Origin of the sequence: Streptomyces sp. NPDC004327, assembly GCF_042873935.1 — a bacterium.
Lineage (GTDB): Bacteria > Actinomycetota > Actinomycetes > Streptomycetales > Streptomycetaceae > Streptomyces.
The window spans coordinates 181118-195862 of sequence record NZ_JBIAME010000003.1; the positions used below are offsets into that span (position 1 = coordinate 181118).

General features: G+C 72.4%; 15 protein-coding genes. 9 read left to right on the forward strand and 6 right to left on the reverse strand.

Annotated features, from left to right (window positions below; all coding sequences use genetic code 11):
* Positions 1-66: 66 nt before the first annotated feature.
* The 3 genes from ACFYU9_RS11330 (at position 67) to ACFYU9_RS11340 (ending at position 892) form a co-directional block, all read left to right on the forward strand.
* Positions 67-204, forward strand: a complete 138-nt coding sequence (locus ACFYU9_RS11330; protein ID WP_389344302.1) for a hypothetical protein — start codon at positions 67-69, stop codon at positions 202-204.
* On the forward strand, positions 201-662 hold the full coding sequence (locus ACFYU9_RS11335; protein WP_389344304.1) for an ester cyclase: 462 nt from the start codon (positions 201-203) through the stop codon (positions 660-662). The genes ACFYU9_RS11330 and ACFYU9_RS11335 overlap by 4 nt, the downstream gene beginning before the upstream one ends.
* A 95-nt stretch (positions 663-757) precedes the next feature.
* The gene (locus ACFYU9_RS11340; protein ID WP_389205311.1) at positions 758-892 is read left to right on the forward strand and encodes a hypothetical protein; all 135 of its coding nucleotides are present in this window, start codon (positions 758-760) and stop codon (positions 890-892) included.
* Between the two features lie 129 nt (positions 893-1021).
* Here the strand turns inward: ACFYU9_RS11340 and ACFYU9_RS11345 are convergent, their stop codons facing one another.
* From ACFYU9_RS11345 to ACFYU9_RS11355, 3 genes are all read right to left on the reverse strand, one after another.
* On the reverse strand, positions 1022-1843 hold the full coding sequence (locus tag ACFYU9_RS11345; protein WP_389344306.1) for a hypothetical protein: 822 nt from the start codon (positions 1841-1843) through the stop codon (positions 1022-1024).
* Positions 1844-2241: 398 nt separating this feature from the next.
* A complete protein-coding gene (locus ACFYU9_RS11350; RefSeq protein ID WP_389344308.1) occupies positions 2242-3594 on the reverse strand; it encodes a hypothetical protein in 1353 nt (450 codons plus the stop codon).
* A 149-nt stretch (positions 3595-3743) separates the two neighbouring features.
* Positions 3744-4427, reverse strand: coding sequence for a PIG-L deacetylase family protein (locus tag ACFYU9_RS11355; RefSeq protein WP_389344310.1), 684 nt, complete (start codon positions 4425-4427; stop codon positions 3744-3746).
* Positions 4428-4684: 257 nt separating this feature from the next.
* On the opposite strand from ACFYU9_RS11355, the gene asnB reads away from it, so the two are divergent.
* The 6 genes from asnB to ACFYU9_RS11385 all read left to right on the forward strand — a co-directional run bounded on the left by asnB (position 4685) and on the right by ACFYU9_RS11385 (position 11785).
* Positions 4685-6499, forward strand: a complete 1815-nt coding sequence (asnB, locus tag ACFYU9_RS11360) for an asparagine synthase (glutamine-hydrolyzing) (protein WP_389344312.1) — start codon at positions 4685-4687, stop codon at positions 6497-6499.
* Positions 6489-7391 (forward strand): hypothetical protein, encoded by a 903-nt coding sequence (locus tag ACFYU9_RS11365; protein WP_389344314.1) that lies wholly within the window; start codon positions 6489-6491, stop codon positions 7389-7391. Before asnB ends, ACFYU9_RS11365 begins: the two co-directional genes overlap by 11 nt.
* A gap of 121 nt (positions 7392-7512) precedes the next feature.
* Positions 7513-8259 (forward strand): SDR family oxidoreductase, encoded by a 747-nt coding sequence (locus tag ACFYU9_RS11370; RefSeq protein ID WP_389205076.1) that lies wholly within the window; start codon positions 7513-7515, stop codon positions 8257-8259.
* Between the two features lie 30 nt (positions 8260-8289).
* The gene (locus ACFYU9_RS11375) at positions 8290-9855 is read left to right on the forward strand and encodes a class I tRNA ligase family protein (protein ID WP_389205075.1); all 1566 of its coding nucleotides are present in this window, start codon (positions 8290-8292) and stop codon (positions 9853-9855) included.
* A 202-nt stretch (positions 9856-10057) separates the two neighbouring features.
* Entirely contained in the window at positions 10058-11377 is a 1320-nt protein-coding gene (mshA, locus tag ACFYU9_RS11380; RefSeq protein WP_389205299.1) for a D-inositol-3-phosphate glycosyltransferase, read from the forward strand.
* Between the two features lie 216 nt (positions 11378-11593).
* A complete protein-coding gene (locus ACFYU9_RS11385) occupies positions 11594-11785 on the forward strand; it encodes a hypothetical protein (protein WP_389205074.1) in 192 nt (63 codons plus the stop codon).
* 142 nt (positions 11786-11927) lie between these two features.
* Here ACFYU9_RS11385 and ACFYU9_RS11390 read toward each other — a convergent pair whose 3' ends face one another.
* The 3 genes from ACFYU9_RS11390 to ACFYU9_RS11400 form a co-directional block, all read right to left on the reverse strand.
* Positions 11928-12983 (reverse strand): LuxR C-terminal-related transcriptional regulator, encoded by a 1056-nt coding sequence (locus tag ACFYU9_RS11390; protein ID WP_389205073.1) that lies wholly within the window; start codon positions 12981-12983, stop codon positions 11928-11930.
* 138 nt (positions 12984-13121) lie between these two features.
* On the reverse strand, positions 13122-14150 hold the full coding sequence (locus tag ACFYU9_RS11395) for a LuxR C-terminal-related transcriptional regulator (protein WP_389205072.1): 1029 nt from the start codon (positions 14148-14150) through the stop codon (positions 13122-13124).
* A gap of 97 nt (positions 14151-14247) precedes the next feature.
* The gene (locus ACFYU9_RS11400) at positions 14248-14688 is read right to left on the reverse strand and encodes a Fur family transcriptional regulator (protein ID WP_389344316.1); all 441 of its coding nucleotides are present in this window, start codon (positions 14686-14688) and stop codon (positions 14248-14250) included.
* Positions 14689-14745 lie beyond the last annotated feature (57 nt).

The following is a 14745-nucleotide window of genomic DNA, read 5'->3' on the forward strand; positions in this document are numbered from 1 at the left end:
TTGAGCCATGGCATGATCACGTCTAACTGGCGGCATTCCGCCGCCACTTGAACGGGGATCACCGTCATGAACATCAAGAATCGCATCGCCGTCGCGATCGCCCTCGCCTTCACCGCGACCACGCTCGCCGTCGGCGCCGCGGCCGCCCTGACGCAGGGCCCGAAGTACGAGGTCCTGGCCGGCAACGTCACGAGCTGCCCGTGAGCGACGACCGACAGAACGGGGGTGCGGCCATCATGGTGGACGCGAACAAGAAAGTGGTCCTGGGCTTCTTCGAGGCGATCAGCGAGCGCCGGCTCGCCGACCTGCCCACGTACATGGCGCCCGACGTCATCGACCACAACAAGATCATCCACGGTGAGGCCGACGAGCCGGGGGCGGCCTTCGAGGGCCTGCGCATGCAGGCCGAGGCGTTCGACCCGCTCACGGGTCACGTCGAGGAACTGATCGCCGAGGGCGACCGCGTCGTCGCGCGCGTCACCCAGCGCGGCACGCACGCCAGCGCCCATGTGCGCATGCCCGAGCCGACCGGCCGCAGCTTCGAGAACGAGGCGATCTGGATCTTCACCCTCCATGAGGGCAGGATCACCGAGATCCGAGGCGTCAGCGACCGCCTCGGCCTCTTCATCCAGCTCGGCTGGCCCTGGCCGCAGGCGGACTAAGGCCTGTCCGACCTGCCTTCGGACGCCTCACCGCCGGATCCCCTCCGGCGGTGGGGCGCCCGGCCCGTGCGCCGCAACCGCATCGCCCTCGACCGGTGCGGCTCGTCGCCGAAGGCTGCGGCCTTTCGCGGGCCGAGGTGGAGCGACTGATCACGGAGGGGAACCTGGTGTCGGCGGCCCGGCTGACCGGCCGGCTCTCCGGCGACTTCACGTTCCTGCTCAAGAGCTGAGCGTCGCTCCTCGTGACCACGGGCCCGTCCGGCTTGATCCGCCGGACGGGCCCTGGTCGCTCTGGTCATCCTGCCCGCCCCCCTGCGGGAAGAGCAGCGGGGTGAGCTCCGCCCCCGGAGCCGATCCCTTTACGGAGCGGTGCAGACCACCGAGGCGTACAGGGTCCCCTGCGCCGACCCGGTGTTCGTGGCCCTGACCGTCCAGCCCGACGCGGTCGGGGCGGAGGCGTTGAACAGGACGTCGGTGCCACCGGATCCGCCGCCGCCGGACGGCACGAGCCCAGGGGGACACTCCACGTGGGCCGTCCCCACCTTTCCGGCGTCCAGCCGCACGGTGTCGCTGAAGCCGTAGGTGGGCTGCGTGCGGGAGCAGAGCGCTTTGGTCCGCAGGAACGACGGGGGAGCCGCCGGGTCGCCGTTCGTGTACTTCGCCTTCGCCTGCCACCCGTGGACCGTGTACACGAGCGTCCCGCTGAGAAACGTCACGTCGCCCCCCTGGCCCCCGCCACCCACCACGAACGTGTTGTCGTCGCAGTAGGCGGGGGCGGACCGGCTCTCCCCGGGCCGCAGGGGCACGTCCGGCGAGACCTGCGTGGTGACGCTGTCCGTCGTACAGATCACCCTCGGGTGCAGGGTCTGCACCTCGTCGGAGTAGTTGACCGCCCGCACCACCCATCGCTGGCCGTCCGGGAACGTGTCCTTGAGGAACACCGCGCTCTCGGGATCGCTCTCGACCGTCGCGCCACCCCCCGACGGCGTCATTCCCTCCGGGCAGTACGCCGCCACCGTCACCTGTCTGCCGGGAAACATGACGGCGGGGTGCCCCGGCTCCTGCGTGACGGTGGCGGGGGCGGCGGCAGCGACGGCGACGGCGACGGGGATGGCGCCAGGGACCGCGGCTGCGGCGAGCAGGGCCGCGGCGGTCAGGGCTGCGGTACGGAAACGGGGCATGTCCGGCCTCCTCGTGATGCGGTACGGGAGACAGTCATGCCCGGCCGCACGACGCCGCGACGCGGTGAGCGCCCGTCTGCGCCCGGTGATTCACTCTCGCGATGGCGCCGAAACGCGCGATGACCCGGGCCGCAGCCTCGCCGCGCGGCGGGGCGTGGAGCAGAGCGCGTACGGCAAGACGGTGTGGTGCGAGCTGCGCGGTGGCGGACCACGGCCGGGAGCGGGGGACGTGGAGGGGGTCGCGTTCGGGACGTAGAGCGTGATTTGTGGCGCGGAAACCAGCGCGTGCACTCCTCAACTCACGTGCTCCGCGCCGTACATCATGCAGTCCCGAACGCGACCACCGGAACGGCCCCCGCGGACCCGCCACCGGCCCCCGATCCCGCGGATCCCGAGTCTCAGGCGACCAGCTTGGCCGCCCACTTCAGACCCGAGGGCAGCCTGTCCTTGGCGATGCGCTGCTCCACATAGGTGATCAGCTTCTGGACCGCCTGGTCGTGCGTCATGCCGCTCTGGGTGTCCATGACGTACTTCGCGGCGGCCTTGGCCCCGTTGACGGAACGGTGCTGGGCGCTTGCCTCGTCGTAGGCGCCCGACGCGATGGCCCGCAGCAGGAGGCCGTTGCCGTTGAAGACGCTCGCGAGATCGGCGAACGCGGCGGTGATGCCCGCGCCGAGGAGGTCCTTGAGCCGGTCCTTCTGCGCCGGGTCGTCCAGGATCGCGGTGACCTCCGGGCGTTCGCGGTGAGAGATGCGGAGCCGCTCCAGGAACTTGTCGATGTAGGGGTTGGCGCGGGCGGGCGCGCGCAGCCCCTGGAGGTGGCCGACCTTCGCGTCGAGCCCGCCTTCGAGCCTCTTGTTGCCCGAGCTGCCGATGGCGACCTTCGGGGCCGGGAACCGGGCCTCATTGTCGATCGCGGTGATCTGGCCGGCGGCCCCCGGCGCGATGACGGCCGCCGCCTGGTAGAGGAAGTTGCCGAGGTTGGCCTTGCTGGTCGTGATCCGGTCGCCGTTGCCGAGGAAGGCGTCGGCGACCATGGTCCTGCCGATCTGGCGCAGGGACGCCTCGTCGTGCAGGAAGGCCACGGCCGCGTCGGTGCCCATGGTCTGCAGCGAGGCTCCGGGGGCCATCTCCATGACGAGGAACGCCTGGGCCATGGTGAGCTGCTGCTCGATCTCCTCCGTGGTCTGGTTCCGGAGGAGGGCGGAGATTTCGTCGCCCTCGGCCGAGCCGATCGCGTGGCGGACGATGCGGGGCGCCTGGATGCCCATGTGTTCCAGGAACCGGTGGGCGTATTCGATGTCGCCGGTGGACCACACCGGCTTGACGACGACCTCCTCGCCCGGCCCGCCGACGAAGTAGACCCCGAAGACTCCTTCGCCCGAGCGCCGCACCGGCTGGCCCTGCCAGGAGGAGGGCGCGTCCTCGATGGCGAGGCGCTGGACAGCGAGGTCGGCGGGAGCAGCGGAGGCGGCGGGGGCGCGCTGGACGGCGAGCTCGGCGGGAGCGGCGGCGGTGCGCTGCACGGCGGGGCGCTCGCCCTGCCGGTCCTGGCCGTGGCCGCAGCCGGCGCCGTGCCGGTGCTGCTCCGGGGTGGCCCAGGGGTGGCCGGCCTGCCGGAGCATCTGGACGACGGCGGCGTTCCCGGCCGCTCCGGCGAGGGCCGGCGGCAGGGCGGGGGCGCGGTCCGGGGCGCGGCCGCGCGGGGGCTGCGATTTCGTGGCGTTGTCAGCGTTGTCTCGGGCGTGCACGAAGGGGCACCTTTCGTACGCAGGAATGGCAACCGTTCCTGGATACGCGGCCCGCGATCGCGCGGACCAGGCACCGTCGGGCAGACCGGCGTGGCCGAACGGGCAAGGCGGAGCGGCCACCGCCGAGCGGGTCCGCGCCCGCCACGCGTTCAGTCGATGTGCACGATCTGGAAAGCCTCCGCCATCCGCCCCGCCGGCAGTCCGCCCGCCCTCGCGTGTTCGCTGAGCCAGTCGCGGAGCAGGCCCGCCAGGTCGTCGAAGTGGGCGGTCTGGGAGGTGTGGATGCGCAGGGCCTCGACCTTGCGGTCGAAGACGGGGGTGACGTCGACGTACTGGTTGGGGGTCGGGCCGGTCATCAGCCACAGTTCGTGGACGATCCAGGGCTCCAGGCCCTCCTGCTTCAGCAGCTCGGGGTGGGCGAAGGGGTTGCGGGCCTCGGGGTAGATCGCGCGCAGGCAGGCGTCGCCGACCGCGCGGTGGTCCGGGTGGAGGTCGGCGACGCGGGCCCAGTTGATCTCGGGGGACGGGATGATCACGCGCTGGGGGCGGACCTGACGGATGATCCGGCAGAGGTCGCGGCGCAGTTCGACGGTCGCCTCGACGAAGCTGTCGGGGTAGCCGAGGAAGACGACGTCGACGACGCCGCTGAGCTTCGCCGAGTGCATCTGCTCGGCGCGGCGCAGGTCGGCCATCGCCTGACGGGGGAGCATCGGGTCGTAACCGCCGGCGTCTCCGTCGGTGACGATGCAGTACGTGACCTGGGTGCCGCGCTCGATCCACTGCATGACGGTGCCGCTGACGCAGAACTCGATGTCGTCCGGGTGCGCCGCCACCACCAGCAGTGATTCGGGCGCACTTCGAACGTTTGGGTCGGTCGCGAAGTCCTCCATGAGGTCAGCCTCTTGGCGCGGCGGGGGCGTCGCAAGGCCAAGTCGTGGCGTGAACCGGACATGGCACTTACGCGCCAGTCAAAAAGTTGGTAGATTCAAATCATTGGTTGCGACATGTGATCGGCATGTGGACAACGGACAGTGGACGGTGGAGGCAGACCGGCCGCTGCATCAGGATTCAGATCCGGAGGCGACCGGCAATGTGCAGGATTCTCGGCTCCTTCGCCGCACGGGCGGACCGGCCCGACCCGGCCGAACTCGCGGCGGTCTCGGCCCGGCAGCGGCACGGCGGCCCCGACGAGCACCAGGTGCTCAGCGGTCCCGGCTGGTCGCTCGGCTGCGACCGGCTCGCCGTCACCGACCCGTGCGGCGGCACGCAGCCGTACCGGCTGCCCCACCTCCCCGGCATCCTCGCCGTGCTCAACGGCGAGATCTACAACCACGACGAACTGCGCCGCCGCCTCGCCGCGCGTGGCCACCGCTTCCCCGACCGGTGCGACGGGACGCTGCTGCCGGCGCTGTACGCGGAGTACGGGCCGGCCTTCGCCGAGCACCTGGACGGCATGTTCGCGGTCGCGGTGCTCGACCTGCGGCCCGGCAGCGTCCAACTCGTCCTGGCCGTCGACGACATGGGCATGAAGCCGGTCCACGTCCACCACGACCCGTACGACGGCTCCACCCGCTTCGCGTCCGAGATCCCGGCGCTGCTGGCGTTCGAGGGCGTACGGATCGCGCCGCGCGAGGACGCGCTCGACACGGTCCTCGCGACGCGCACCTCCTACTCGGCGCACACCGCGCTCGACGGCATCAGCGTGCTGCCGCCGGGTGCGACGGCGCTCGTCCGGCCCGGGGCCGCGCCGGTCGTACGGCGCCGCGCCCCGCACGCTTCGGAGGCGGCGCGGCCGGTCGGCGACACGCAGGACGTGCTGCGGCACGAGGTGCGCCGGCTCGTCACCGCCGACGTGCCGGTGTGCGCGGTCACCAGCGGCGGGCTCGACTCCGGGCTCGTCACGGCCCTCGCCGCCGAGCACACCCGCGAGACGGACGCGCCGCCGCTGCACACCTTCCACCTCACCTACCGGGGCAAGTGGCCCGACTCCGAGTCCGCGTACGCCCGTTCGGTCGCGCGCCGGGCCCGGACGGTGCACCACGAGGTGACCGTCGACCCCGGCGAGATCCCGTCGCTGCTGACCCGGACCGTACGGCACCTGGGCCAGCCGAACGCCGACCCGATCGCCCTCTCCACGTACGCGCTCTTCCGGGCCGTCCGCGAGAACGGCTTCACCGTCGCCCTCACCGGCGACGGCGCCGACGAACTCTTCGGCGGGTACGACCGGATGCGGGCCGCCCTCGCGTCGCCTCCCGGCATCGACTGGGCGAGCGCCTACGCGGACGCGCTGTCGGCGGCGCCGCGGCTGCTGCGCGAGCACCTCTACACCTCCTCGTACGCCGCCTTCGTCGCCGACGAGGGCTCCGCCGCCGACCGCATCGAACAGGAACTGCGCTCCGCGGAGGCGGCCGGCGTCGACCGCGCGACCGCCATGACCGCCTTCGAGACGCGCTGGCGCCTGCCCGCGTACCACCTGCGGCGCGTCGACCACCTGTCGATGGCCTGGGCCGTCGAGGCCCGCATGCCCTTCTGCCAGCCGTCCGTCGTCACCCACGCCCGCGAGCTGCCTGCGGCGGCGCGGCACGGCAAGCGCGCGCTGTACGACGCGGGCGCGGAGCTCCTCCCGGCGGCGGTCCTGAACCGGCCCAAGCAGCCCTTCACCCTGCCGATCGCGGCGATGATCGCGCCCGGCGGGCCGCTCCTGGAGACGGTGCGGGAACTGCTGTCGCCGGCCCGCCTTGTCCTGGGTGGGAAGGTGCGCGCGGACCGGGTGCAGAAGCTGCTCGCACGGCACCTGGAGCGGCCGAACCAGTACGTGGCGCTGACGCTGTGGGCGCTGGCGGTGCACGAGCTGTGGACGGACGTGGTGCAGGGCATGCGGATTCCGGTGGGCTGTGCGGCCTGAACCACCGGGGGCGTCGCGGGACGGGTACGTCACCGCCGCGGTCGTCCGGGCCCTCGACGCCCCCGGGCCCACCCTCGTCGTTCAGCTCGACCAGCTTCCCCGCGGCGCCCTCGCCCTCTCCCACGAGCTGGCGCATCTGCGCCACGCCCTCGCCCGCACCCCGTACGCGGCCCTCAACAAGATCGCGCTGTACGGGACTTCGGCGCACGCCGGCACCGATCTCGACTACCGGTTCGTGCAGGCGCTGCCGGACGGGCGGTTCGACTTCCGGACCGGGTGCGGGCACAGCCTCCTCGCCTGCGTCGTCGCCGAAGGGCACCGCCGGCCCGTCACCGTGCGCGCGGTCACGACCGGGGACACGATCAGGGCGACGCCGTACGGCGACACGTACACCCTCGACTTCCTGCGCGCGCCCACCGCCCCCGGCACGCTGCCCACCGGCCGTCCCCTCGACGTCGTCGACGGCGTGCCCGTGTCCGTCGTGCGGTACGGCAACCCGTACGTCCTCGTGGACGCCCGCCACCTCCCGCCCGCCGGCCTCGAACGGCGCCTCCTCGACCTGCGCGCCCGCGTCGCCCGCACCCTCGGATACGAGGCCCACTCGCCGCTCCCGAAGATCGCGGCCTTCGCGCCAACCAGCCACGGCACTCTCGCCGTTCGGGCCCTCACCGTGGGAGGCTGGCATCCGCGGCTCGCGCTCACGGGCGCCGCCGCGTTCGCCGCCGCCGCGGCCATCGGCGGGACGGTCGTCGACGGGCCGGTCACGGTGCTGGAGACGCCGGGCGGACGGGTCACCGTGTCGGTGGCCCCCGGGCTCGTGCGCGTGCACGACAAGCGGGCCACCGTCCTCGACCGGCTCGAACTCCCCTGGCGTATCCACGCAACGGCGTGAACGCGCACCCCTCTGGCCGGGCAATCCACCGCTCTCCTCTGCCACGCTGAGAAAGACCGCCTAACGGCTGCCGCCTGTCGGCATCCGCCGGTATCCGCATCCGTGGGGAGAGCAGACACACATGAAATTCGAGAATCTGCGTGTCGTCGTGACCGGGGCGTCCCGCTATTTCGGCCGCGCGCTCGCGGTCGGATTCGCGCATCTCGGTGCGGAGGTCTATGTCTCGGCGCGCACCGTCGAGGCGGCGGAACGCACGCGTTCGGAGGTCATGGGATCGGCCCGGGACCGTATTCACGCGTTCGGCTGTGATCTCAGCCGGCCCGCCGAAATCCGCGAATTCGCGGCCCGCGTGGGCGAACGGACCGACCGGGTCGACCTGTTGGTCAACAACGGGGCCCGCTGGCTCGACGGAATGGACCTGGAGGCGGCGAGCGACGACGAGATCGTGGAGACGATCGAGTCGACGGCCGGCGGCACGGTCCTGATGGTGAAGCACTTCCTTCCGCTGCTGCGCCGGTCACTCCGCCCCGACATCGTCAACATGGTCGCGGTCCGCGACGCGGAGGGCGCCTCGGCGGCCACCGCCGGGATCGCGCACGAGGCCTTCTGGACGGCGAAGTCCGCCCAGGCCGGCTTCGCCGACATCCTGTCCCGCCGGCTCCGCCCGTCCGGCGTGCGCGTCTTCTCCCTCTACCCGCCGGACTTCTCCACCTCCGACCCGCGCTTCGCGGAGTGGGACGGCGCGAACCCGGACGGCGTCGCCCCCGACGAGAAGCTGACGACGCAGGCGCTCTTCGAGTGCATCGTGTACGCCGTCGAGCAGCCGCGCGACTGTTTCATCCGTTCCTTCCACTTCGAGCCCCGCTGACAGCGCCCCGCACCGCGTCAAGGAGGTCCCATGAACACGCCCGTCTGGATCACCGCGACCCCTCCGGCCACCCACGGCGAACTCCACATCGGCCACCTGGCGGGCCCGTACGTCGCCGCCGACGTCCTCACCCGCTTCCTGCGCGCCGAGGGCGAGCCCGTCCGCTTCACCACCGGCACCGCCGACCACGCCAGCTCCGTCGAGGTCCGGGCGCTGCGCCACCATCGCAAGCCGGAGGAGGTCGCCGAGGGCTACCGCGCGGCGATCACCGCGGACTGGCTGCGCTCGGGCGTCGAGTTCGACCACATCGTCAAGCCGCGCAAGGACCGCGGGTACGGGCGCTGGGTGCAGGAGCTGTTCAGCCGCCTATACGCGCAGGGCGTGATCGCCCCGCGCACCCGCCTGCTGCCGTACTGCGAGCCGTGCGAGCGCTGGCTGCACGGGGCGCACGTCACCGGCTCCTGCCCGCACTGCGGCGCGCTCAGCGACGGCGGCATGTGCCACGAGTGCGCCCGCCCGAACGACGGCGGCGACCTGATCTCGCCGCGCTGCTCGCTCTGCGACACCCCGGCGGTCGCCAAGCGCTGCCGCCGGCTCTACGTCCCCCTGGAGCCGTTCCGCGACCAGCTGTCCGACTACTGGGCCATGGTCGAACTCCCGCCGCGGCTCGCCGCGTTGTGCGAGTCGCTCGTGGAGGACGGGCTGCCGGACATCGCGGTCGGCCACCCGGCGGACTGGGGCCTTGAGGTGCCGGTGGAGGGCTTCCCCGACCACCGCATCGACGCCTGCTTCGAGGCGGCGGCGATGCACCTGTTCGGCTACGACACCAAGGGCCCGCTGCCGCGCCGCACGATCCACTTCTGCGGCTTCGGGCACGCCTTCTGCCACGCCGTGCTGCTGCCGGTGCTGCTGCTCGCGCAGGACATCAAGCTGCCGCAGGAATTCAACGTCAACGAGTCGTACGTGGTGGAGGAGGGCGTCCGCGAGGGCAACGTCTGGGCGCTCGACCTGCTCACCGAGTACGGCTCCGACACCCTGCGCCGGCACGTGCTGCAGACCCGGGCGACCGGCCGCAGGACCGTCCACCAGCGCGACCGGCTCGCCGCCGCCCGCCTGGAGCTCGACGAGAGCTGGAACGCCTGGCTCGGCCGGCTCTTCTCGGCGATCCGCGAGGAGTGCGACGGGCTCGCGCCGCAGGCGATGCCCGGCGGCACCGGCTGGACGGTCCTGGAGCGCCGGCTGCACCGGGGCGTGGACGACCTGCGCGAGGCGTACGGCCCCGACGCCTTCGACCCGCGCCGGGCGGTCGCCGTCCTCGACGAGATGGTCCGCTCGGTCGCCGACTTCGGCTACGTCAACGCCCACGAGCGCTGCCGGCCAACCACCTCCTGCCGTCATCTCCCCGCACTCGCGGCCCAGTTGGCGGTCGCCTCCGCCCTGTCGGCGTGGGCGCGGCCGGTGATGCCGGAGGGCGCGGACCGGCTCGCGCACGCGCTCCAGGTGGAGCCGGGCCGGGCCGTGGACTGGTCGGCGCTGATCGCTCCGCTGCCGGGCACCCGCCTGGCGCCGCCGTCGGGTCCGGTGTTCGGCTTCTGACGGCAGTCCTCCGACGCTCTCGACTTCTAAGCCCCTAAGAAGTCGCGTACTTCCCCGCCACCGCCTGCCCCGCCCTGGTTCCCGTCTCCGCCCCCATCCCCGCTCCACGCAGCCCGGCACCCCCCCCGCCGCGTGACCGCGCGCCACGCGCAGGGACACGTGGCCCACCCCACAGGAGTCCCACGTGTCCCTGCGCGTCGCCATGCTCAGCGTCCACACCTCGCCGCTCCACCAGCCCGGAACCGGGGACGCCGGCGGGATGAACGTCTACATGGTCGAGCTCTCCCGCGCCCTGGCCGAACAGGGCGTCGAGGTCGACCTGTTCACCCGCTGCCGCGGCGAGGGCCTGCCCGGCCTCGTCGACCTGGAGCCCGGCGTCCGGGTCCGGCACCTGCACGCGGGCCCGCGCCGGGCCCTCCCGAAGGAAGCCATGCCGGACCTGGTGCTGCCCTTCTCGCTGGCCCTGCTCCAGGAGGCCCGGCACGCCGGCCGGCGCTACGACGTGGTCCACTCGCACTACTGGCTGTCCGGGCAGGCCGGGCGGATCGCCTCCTTCGGCTGGGGCGTCCCGCTCGTGCACACCGCGCACACCCTCGCCCTGGTGAAGAACGCCCACCTCGCCGCCGGCGACGCCCCCGAGCCCGAGCTGCGGATCCGCGGCGAGCGCCAGATCATCGCCGACGCCGACCGGCTCATCGCCAACACCGCCGACGAGGCGGAGGCGCTGCGCACGCTGTACGGGGCGGAGCGGCCGCGCACCGAGGTCGTCCGGCCCGGGGTCGCGCTGCGGACGTTCTCGCCCGATGGGGGCACCTCCCGGGCCGGAGGCTCCGGGGGAGGCAGGGCGGCGGCCAGGGCCCGGCTCGGGCTGCCGGCCGACGCCTTCGTCCCGCTGTACGCGGGGCGGATCCAGCCCCTGAAGGGTCCGGACGTGCTCGTCCGGGCGATCGCCGAGCTGCTGCGGATGGCCCCGGAGCTGCGCCGCCGCCTCCTGGTGCCGGTGATCGGCGGCCACTCGGGCGCGACCCGGGAGGGCACGGTGTGGCGGCTGGCGGCGGAGCTCGGTGTCACCGACGTGCTCAGGCCGTGCCCTCCGGTGCCGCAGGAGCGGCTCGCCGACTGGTACCGGGCGGCCGACGTGCTCGTCGTGCCCTCGCGTTCGGAGTCGTTCGGCCTGGTGGCGCTGGAGGCGCAGGCGTGCGGCACGCCGGTGCTCGCGGCGGCGGTCGGCGGGCTGCCGACGGCCGTGTGGGACGGGGTGACGGGACTGCTCGTACAGGGCCACGATCCGGTGGAGTACGCCCGCCGGCTGCTGTGGCTGGCCCGGCATCCCGAGGCGCGGGTCTCGATGGGCGAGGCGGCGGTCCGGCATGCGCGGGGGATGAGCTGGCGCGCTTCCGCCACGCGCACGATCGACGTGTACGAGGACGCGCTGGCACGGGTGGGGCAAGGGCGGCGGCACGCCCCTGCCCCGTCGGCCCCTCTCTCCTGGAGGAACGAGAAGGCCGTAGCACGAGTCTAGCATCTCTTTTGGTTTGACCAAAGGTTAGAGACGGCCCGGATCGGACAATTCCGTTCCCTGGATGGCGGATTGACGCACTCACGCCATGGCAGGTCCACGCACCGACAATCTCTGGATTCACTCCAGGAGCCCGGACAGAATAGAGATGTCTTCAGGGAACACCCGGCGGCACGGGACCCGGAAGACGGAATTCACATTCCAACTCCTGGAGGAATCATGTCCGCTCAGCAGACCACCGGAATCCGCAAGACGGCCACCCAGCTCGCCCTGGCCCTGGTCGCCTGTCTCGCGGTCGCGGGCGGCGCCGCCGCCGTGGCCCACAGCGATGACGCGGCCGTCCAGCAGCAGCCCGGCGTGGCCGGCGCCGAGTGGCCGGCGCCCCCGGCCTCCCCGACCCCCACCAACTGAGCGAATTCTCCAGGGAATTCCGCCGGGGGAGTCGACCGGACGGATCAAGAAGGACTTCGCACCACCCGAAAAGGCCCCGTGATCGTTCTGCCGCGATCACGGGGCCTTTTCCTGTCATAAGCCGGACGGATGTGCGCCCGGCTCAGTCGAGCCAGCCCATCCGGACCGCCTTCACGCCCGCCTCGAACCGGCTCGACGCGCCCAGTTCCTGCATGAGCTCGGACAGCATGCGGCTCACCGTCCGCAGCGACACCCCGAGACTGCGGGCGATCTTCTCGTCCTTCATGCCGGTGGCGAGCATGCGCAACGCCGCCTGCTGCTGCTCGCTCAGCCCGTCACCGCCCAGCTCGGACGACACCCCGTCGCCGTACGGCGTCGCCGAGTGCCAGCAGTGCTCGTAGAGGTTCAGGAACGAGCGCACGAGCAGCGGTCCGCGGGCCAGGATCGCGCCCTCGCGCGGCGCCTCCGGGCGCAGCGGCACCAGGGCGAACTGCTCGTCGGAGATCACCATGTTCATCGGGATGACCGGCGCGATCCGCACCTCGACACCCAGCTCGACGCGCCGGTTGAGCAGCTCGGCGAACTCCGGCAGGGCCGCGTCCCTGCTCTGGTACATCACCCGGACCCGCGCCCCGTGCTCCAGCTTCCGCCGGTCCCGGTCGAGCAGCCGCTCGGGCACCTGCCGGCTCGGGCCCGTCGGATACATCTCGCACAGCGAGATCCGGGTGACGTCGATGAAGTCCTCGATCGCCTGCTGGATCCGCCGGTAGTCGGTGATCGCCTCGACCGCGACCTCGGAGCGGGCCACCGAGTCGCCCTTGAGGAAGGTGCCGGCGAGCGTCTCCAGGACGCTGTACGCCCGGTCCGCCTCGGCCAGGTGCTCGCGCAGCCGCTCCCGCTCCCGTTCGAGCAGGCGCAGCAGGGCTATCTCCGGGTCCACGGCGGCCACCGTGTCCAGATCCGGCCGCCAGTCGGACTTGCGCAGCTCGCTGATCGGCGCGTGCGCGGTGCCGGTCGGCACGATGAGGCCGAGCGAGGTCAGCTCGTCGCGACATCGCTCGTGCTCCTCGGGCGCGAGCCCTAACTCCTTGGCGACATCGGGGAAGCTGGACACCCCGCGCCGCCGCAGCTCCCGGTACAGGGGCACGAGCCCGCCGTCCGTCCGGCCCTCTCCCGAGACGTCACCCGTCGTGCTCATGGCGAGGCTCCCCCTTCACTTCAGTACTCGACCCGCTCCCCGCGCGTGCTCGCCGTGCGAACCCTTCCGTGCGTGATCCACGTGTTCCACGTACGGACCGCCCGCACAAGTTCCCGCGCGGGGAGATCCGTTGGTGCCCTAGGCCGGCTGCTCGAACGGGTCGACGTCGAGCAGCCCGAGCCGGGCCGCCTTCACGCCGGCCTCGAAGCGGCTGGCGGCGTCCAGTTCGTGCATGACCTCGGAGATCAGCCGGCTGACCGTGCGCAGGCTGACGCCCAGGCTGCGGGCCACCTGCTCGTCCTTGACGCCGGACGCCAGCATGCGCAGCGCGGCCCGCTGCTGTTCGGTGAGCCCGTCGCCCCTGTTCCCGGCCGGTTCCTCGTGGCCGTACGGGGTCGCCGCGTGCCAGCAGTACTCGTAGAGCGCGCGGTAGGAGCGCACCAGGCCCGGCCCGCGGGCCAGGATCGCGGCCGAGTCCGGGTCGCGCGGATCGGTCGGGAGCAGGGCGAAGTTGTCGTCGGCGAGGACCATGTTCATCGGGACGACGGCGGAGAGCCTGATCTCCACGCCGAGCGCGCTGCGCTCGGCGAGGTGCTGCACCATCTCGGGGACCTGGCCGACCCGGTGGCTGTACATGGCCTGCACCGAGACGCCGCGCGTGATGCGGTCGCGGTCCCGGTCGAGTTCGAGGGCCGTCTCCTCGCGGCGTACGGATCCGGTCAGCATGGACTGGAACGAGCCGCGCACGGAGTGCGTCAGGTCGGACAGCTCGCGCTGGACGCGGGCCGGGTCGTCGACGATCTCCACCTCGACCTCGGAGCCGGGCTCCGTCCCGGCCTGCAGAAACGGTCCGGCGAGGGTTTCGAGGGTGGTGTGCGCCCGGCTGGTCTCGGCGAGGCGGCTCTCCAGGCGGTCGCGCTCGTGCTGGAGGAGCCGGAGCAGGGCGACATCGGGGGCGACGACGGCGGCCGGCTGACGGGGTTCGACCGTGGGATCGATCAGGCCGAGCGAGATCAACTCCTCGCGGCAGCGGTCCCGTTCGGCGCCGGTCAGCTCGACGCGTGCGGCGACCGTGTCGAAGGGCTCGCCCGGAGTGCTGCGGAGCTCCTGGTAGAGGGCGAGGGCCTGCTCGCTTCCCGTACGCGCTCCGGCGGCGTTTTTGGACACGGCGCAGCAGACTCCCCTCGGATCGCGCGGATCCTGTTGAAACGCCCCGCTAGACCCTGCCACACATTCGAACGCGTCGCACGGTGTTCAAACGCTTTCAGTGCGAAGGGGTCTCTTCGTCGCAGTCGGGGCAAAGGCCCTTGAAGACCACCTCGGCATCGCTCATCCGCCACTTCGGCAGGCTGCCGGCGGGCGGGGCGGGGGCAGCCTGGGCGACGTTCTCCACGCGGCCGCAGTGCAGGCACAGGGCGTGCTGGTGGCGGGGTCCGGAGATCTCGAACACGGCCGGGAGGCCGGGCCGGTCGAACTTGCTGACCAGACCGGTCTCCTGGAAGTGCCGCAGCATCTCGTAGACGGCCTGGCTGGTGAGCGTGCCGAGCCGCTCGCGGGCGGTGGCGGTGATCGCCTCGACGTCGAGATGGCCGCCGGCCGCGAGCACCGTGAGCACCTCGAGGCGGGGGCCGGTGACCCGCAGGCCGACGTCGCGCAGGCGCTGGATCACCGCCTCGCGGCCCGTCAGGTCTTCCACGACTGCCATCTTCTCCGCCCGCCACCCGCCACCTGGTCGGCCCAAACTTTTGTGGGCATCGTACCT

Excerpts from the sequence above, each read along its gene's own strand:
- ACFYU9_RS11330 (WP_389344302.1), top strand. The coding sequence starts at position 67 with ATGAACATCAAGAATCGCATCGCCGTCGCGATCGCCCTCGCCTTCACC.
- ACFYU9_RS11345 (WP_389344306.1), bottom strand. The coding sequence starts at position 1,843 with ATGCCCCGTTTCCGTACCGCAGCCCTGACCGCCGCGGCCCTGCTCGCC.
- asnB (WP_389344312.1), top strand. The coding sequence starts at position 4,685 with ATGTGCAGGATTCTCGGCTCCTTCGCCGCACGGGCGGACCGGCCCGAC.
- ACFYU9_RS11370 (WP_389205076.1), top strand. The coding sequence starts at position 7,513 with ATGAAATTCGAGAATCTGCGTGTCGTCGTGACCGGGGCGTCCCGCTAT.
- ACFYU9_RS11375 (WP_389205075.1), top strand. The coding sequence starts at position 8,290 with ATGAACACGCCCGTCTGGATCACCGCGACCCCTCCGGCCACCCACGGC.
- mshA (WP_389205299.1), top strand. The coding sequence starts at position 10,058 with ATGCTCAGCGTCCACACCTCGCCGCTCCACCAGCCCGGAACCGGGGAC.
- ACFYU9_RS11385 (WP_389205074.1), top strand. The coding sequence starts at position 11,594 with ATGTCCGCTCAGCAGACCACCGGAATCCGCAAGACGGCCACCCAGCTC.
- ACFYU9_RS11390 (WP_389205073.1), bottom strand. The coding sequence starts at position 12,983 with ATGAGCACGACGGGTGACGTCTCGGGAGAGGGCCGGACGGACGGCGGG.
- ACFYU9_RS11400 (WP_389344316.1), bottom strand. The coding sequence starts at position 14,688 with ATGGCAGTCGTGGAAGACCTGACGGGCCGCGAGGCGGTGATCCAGCGC.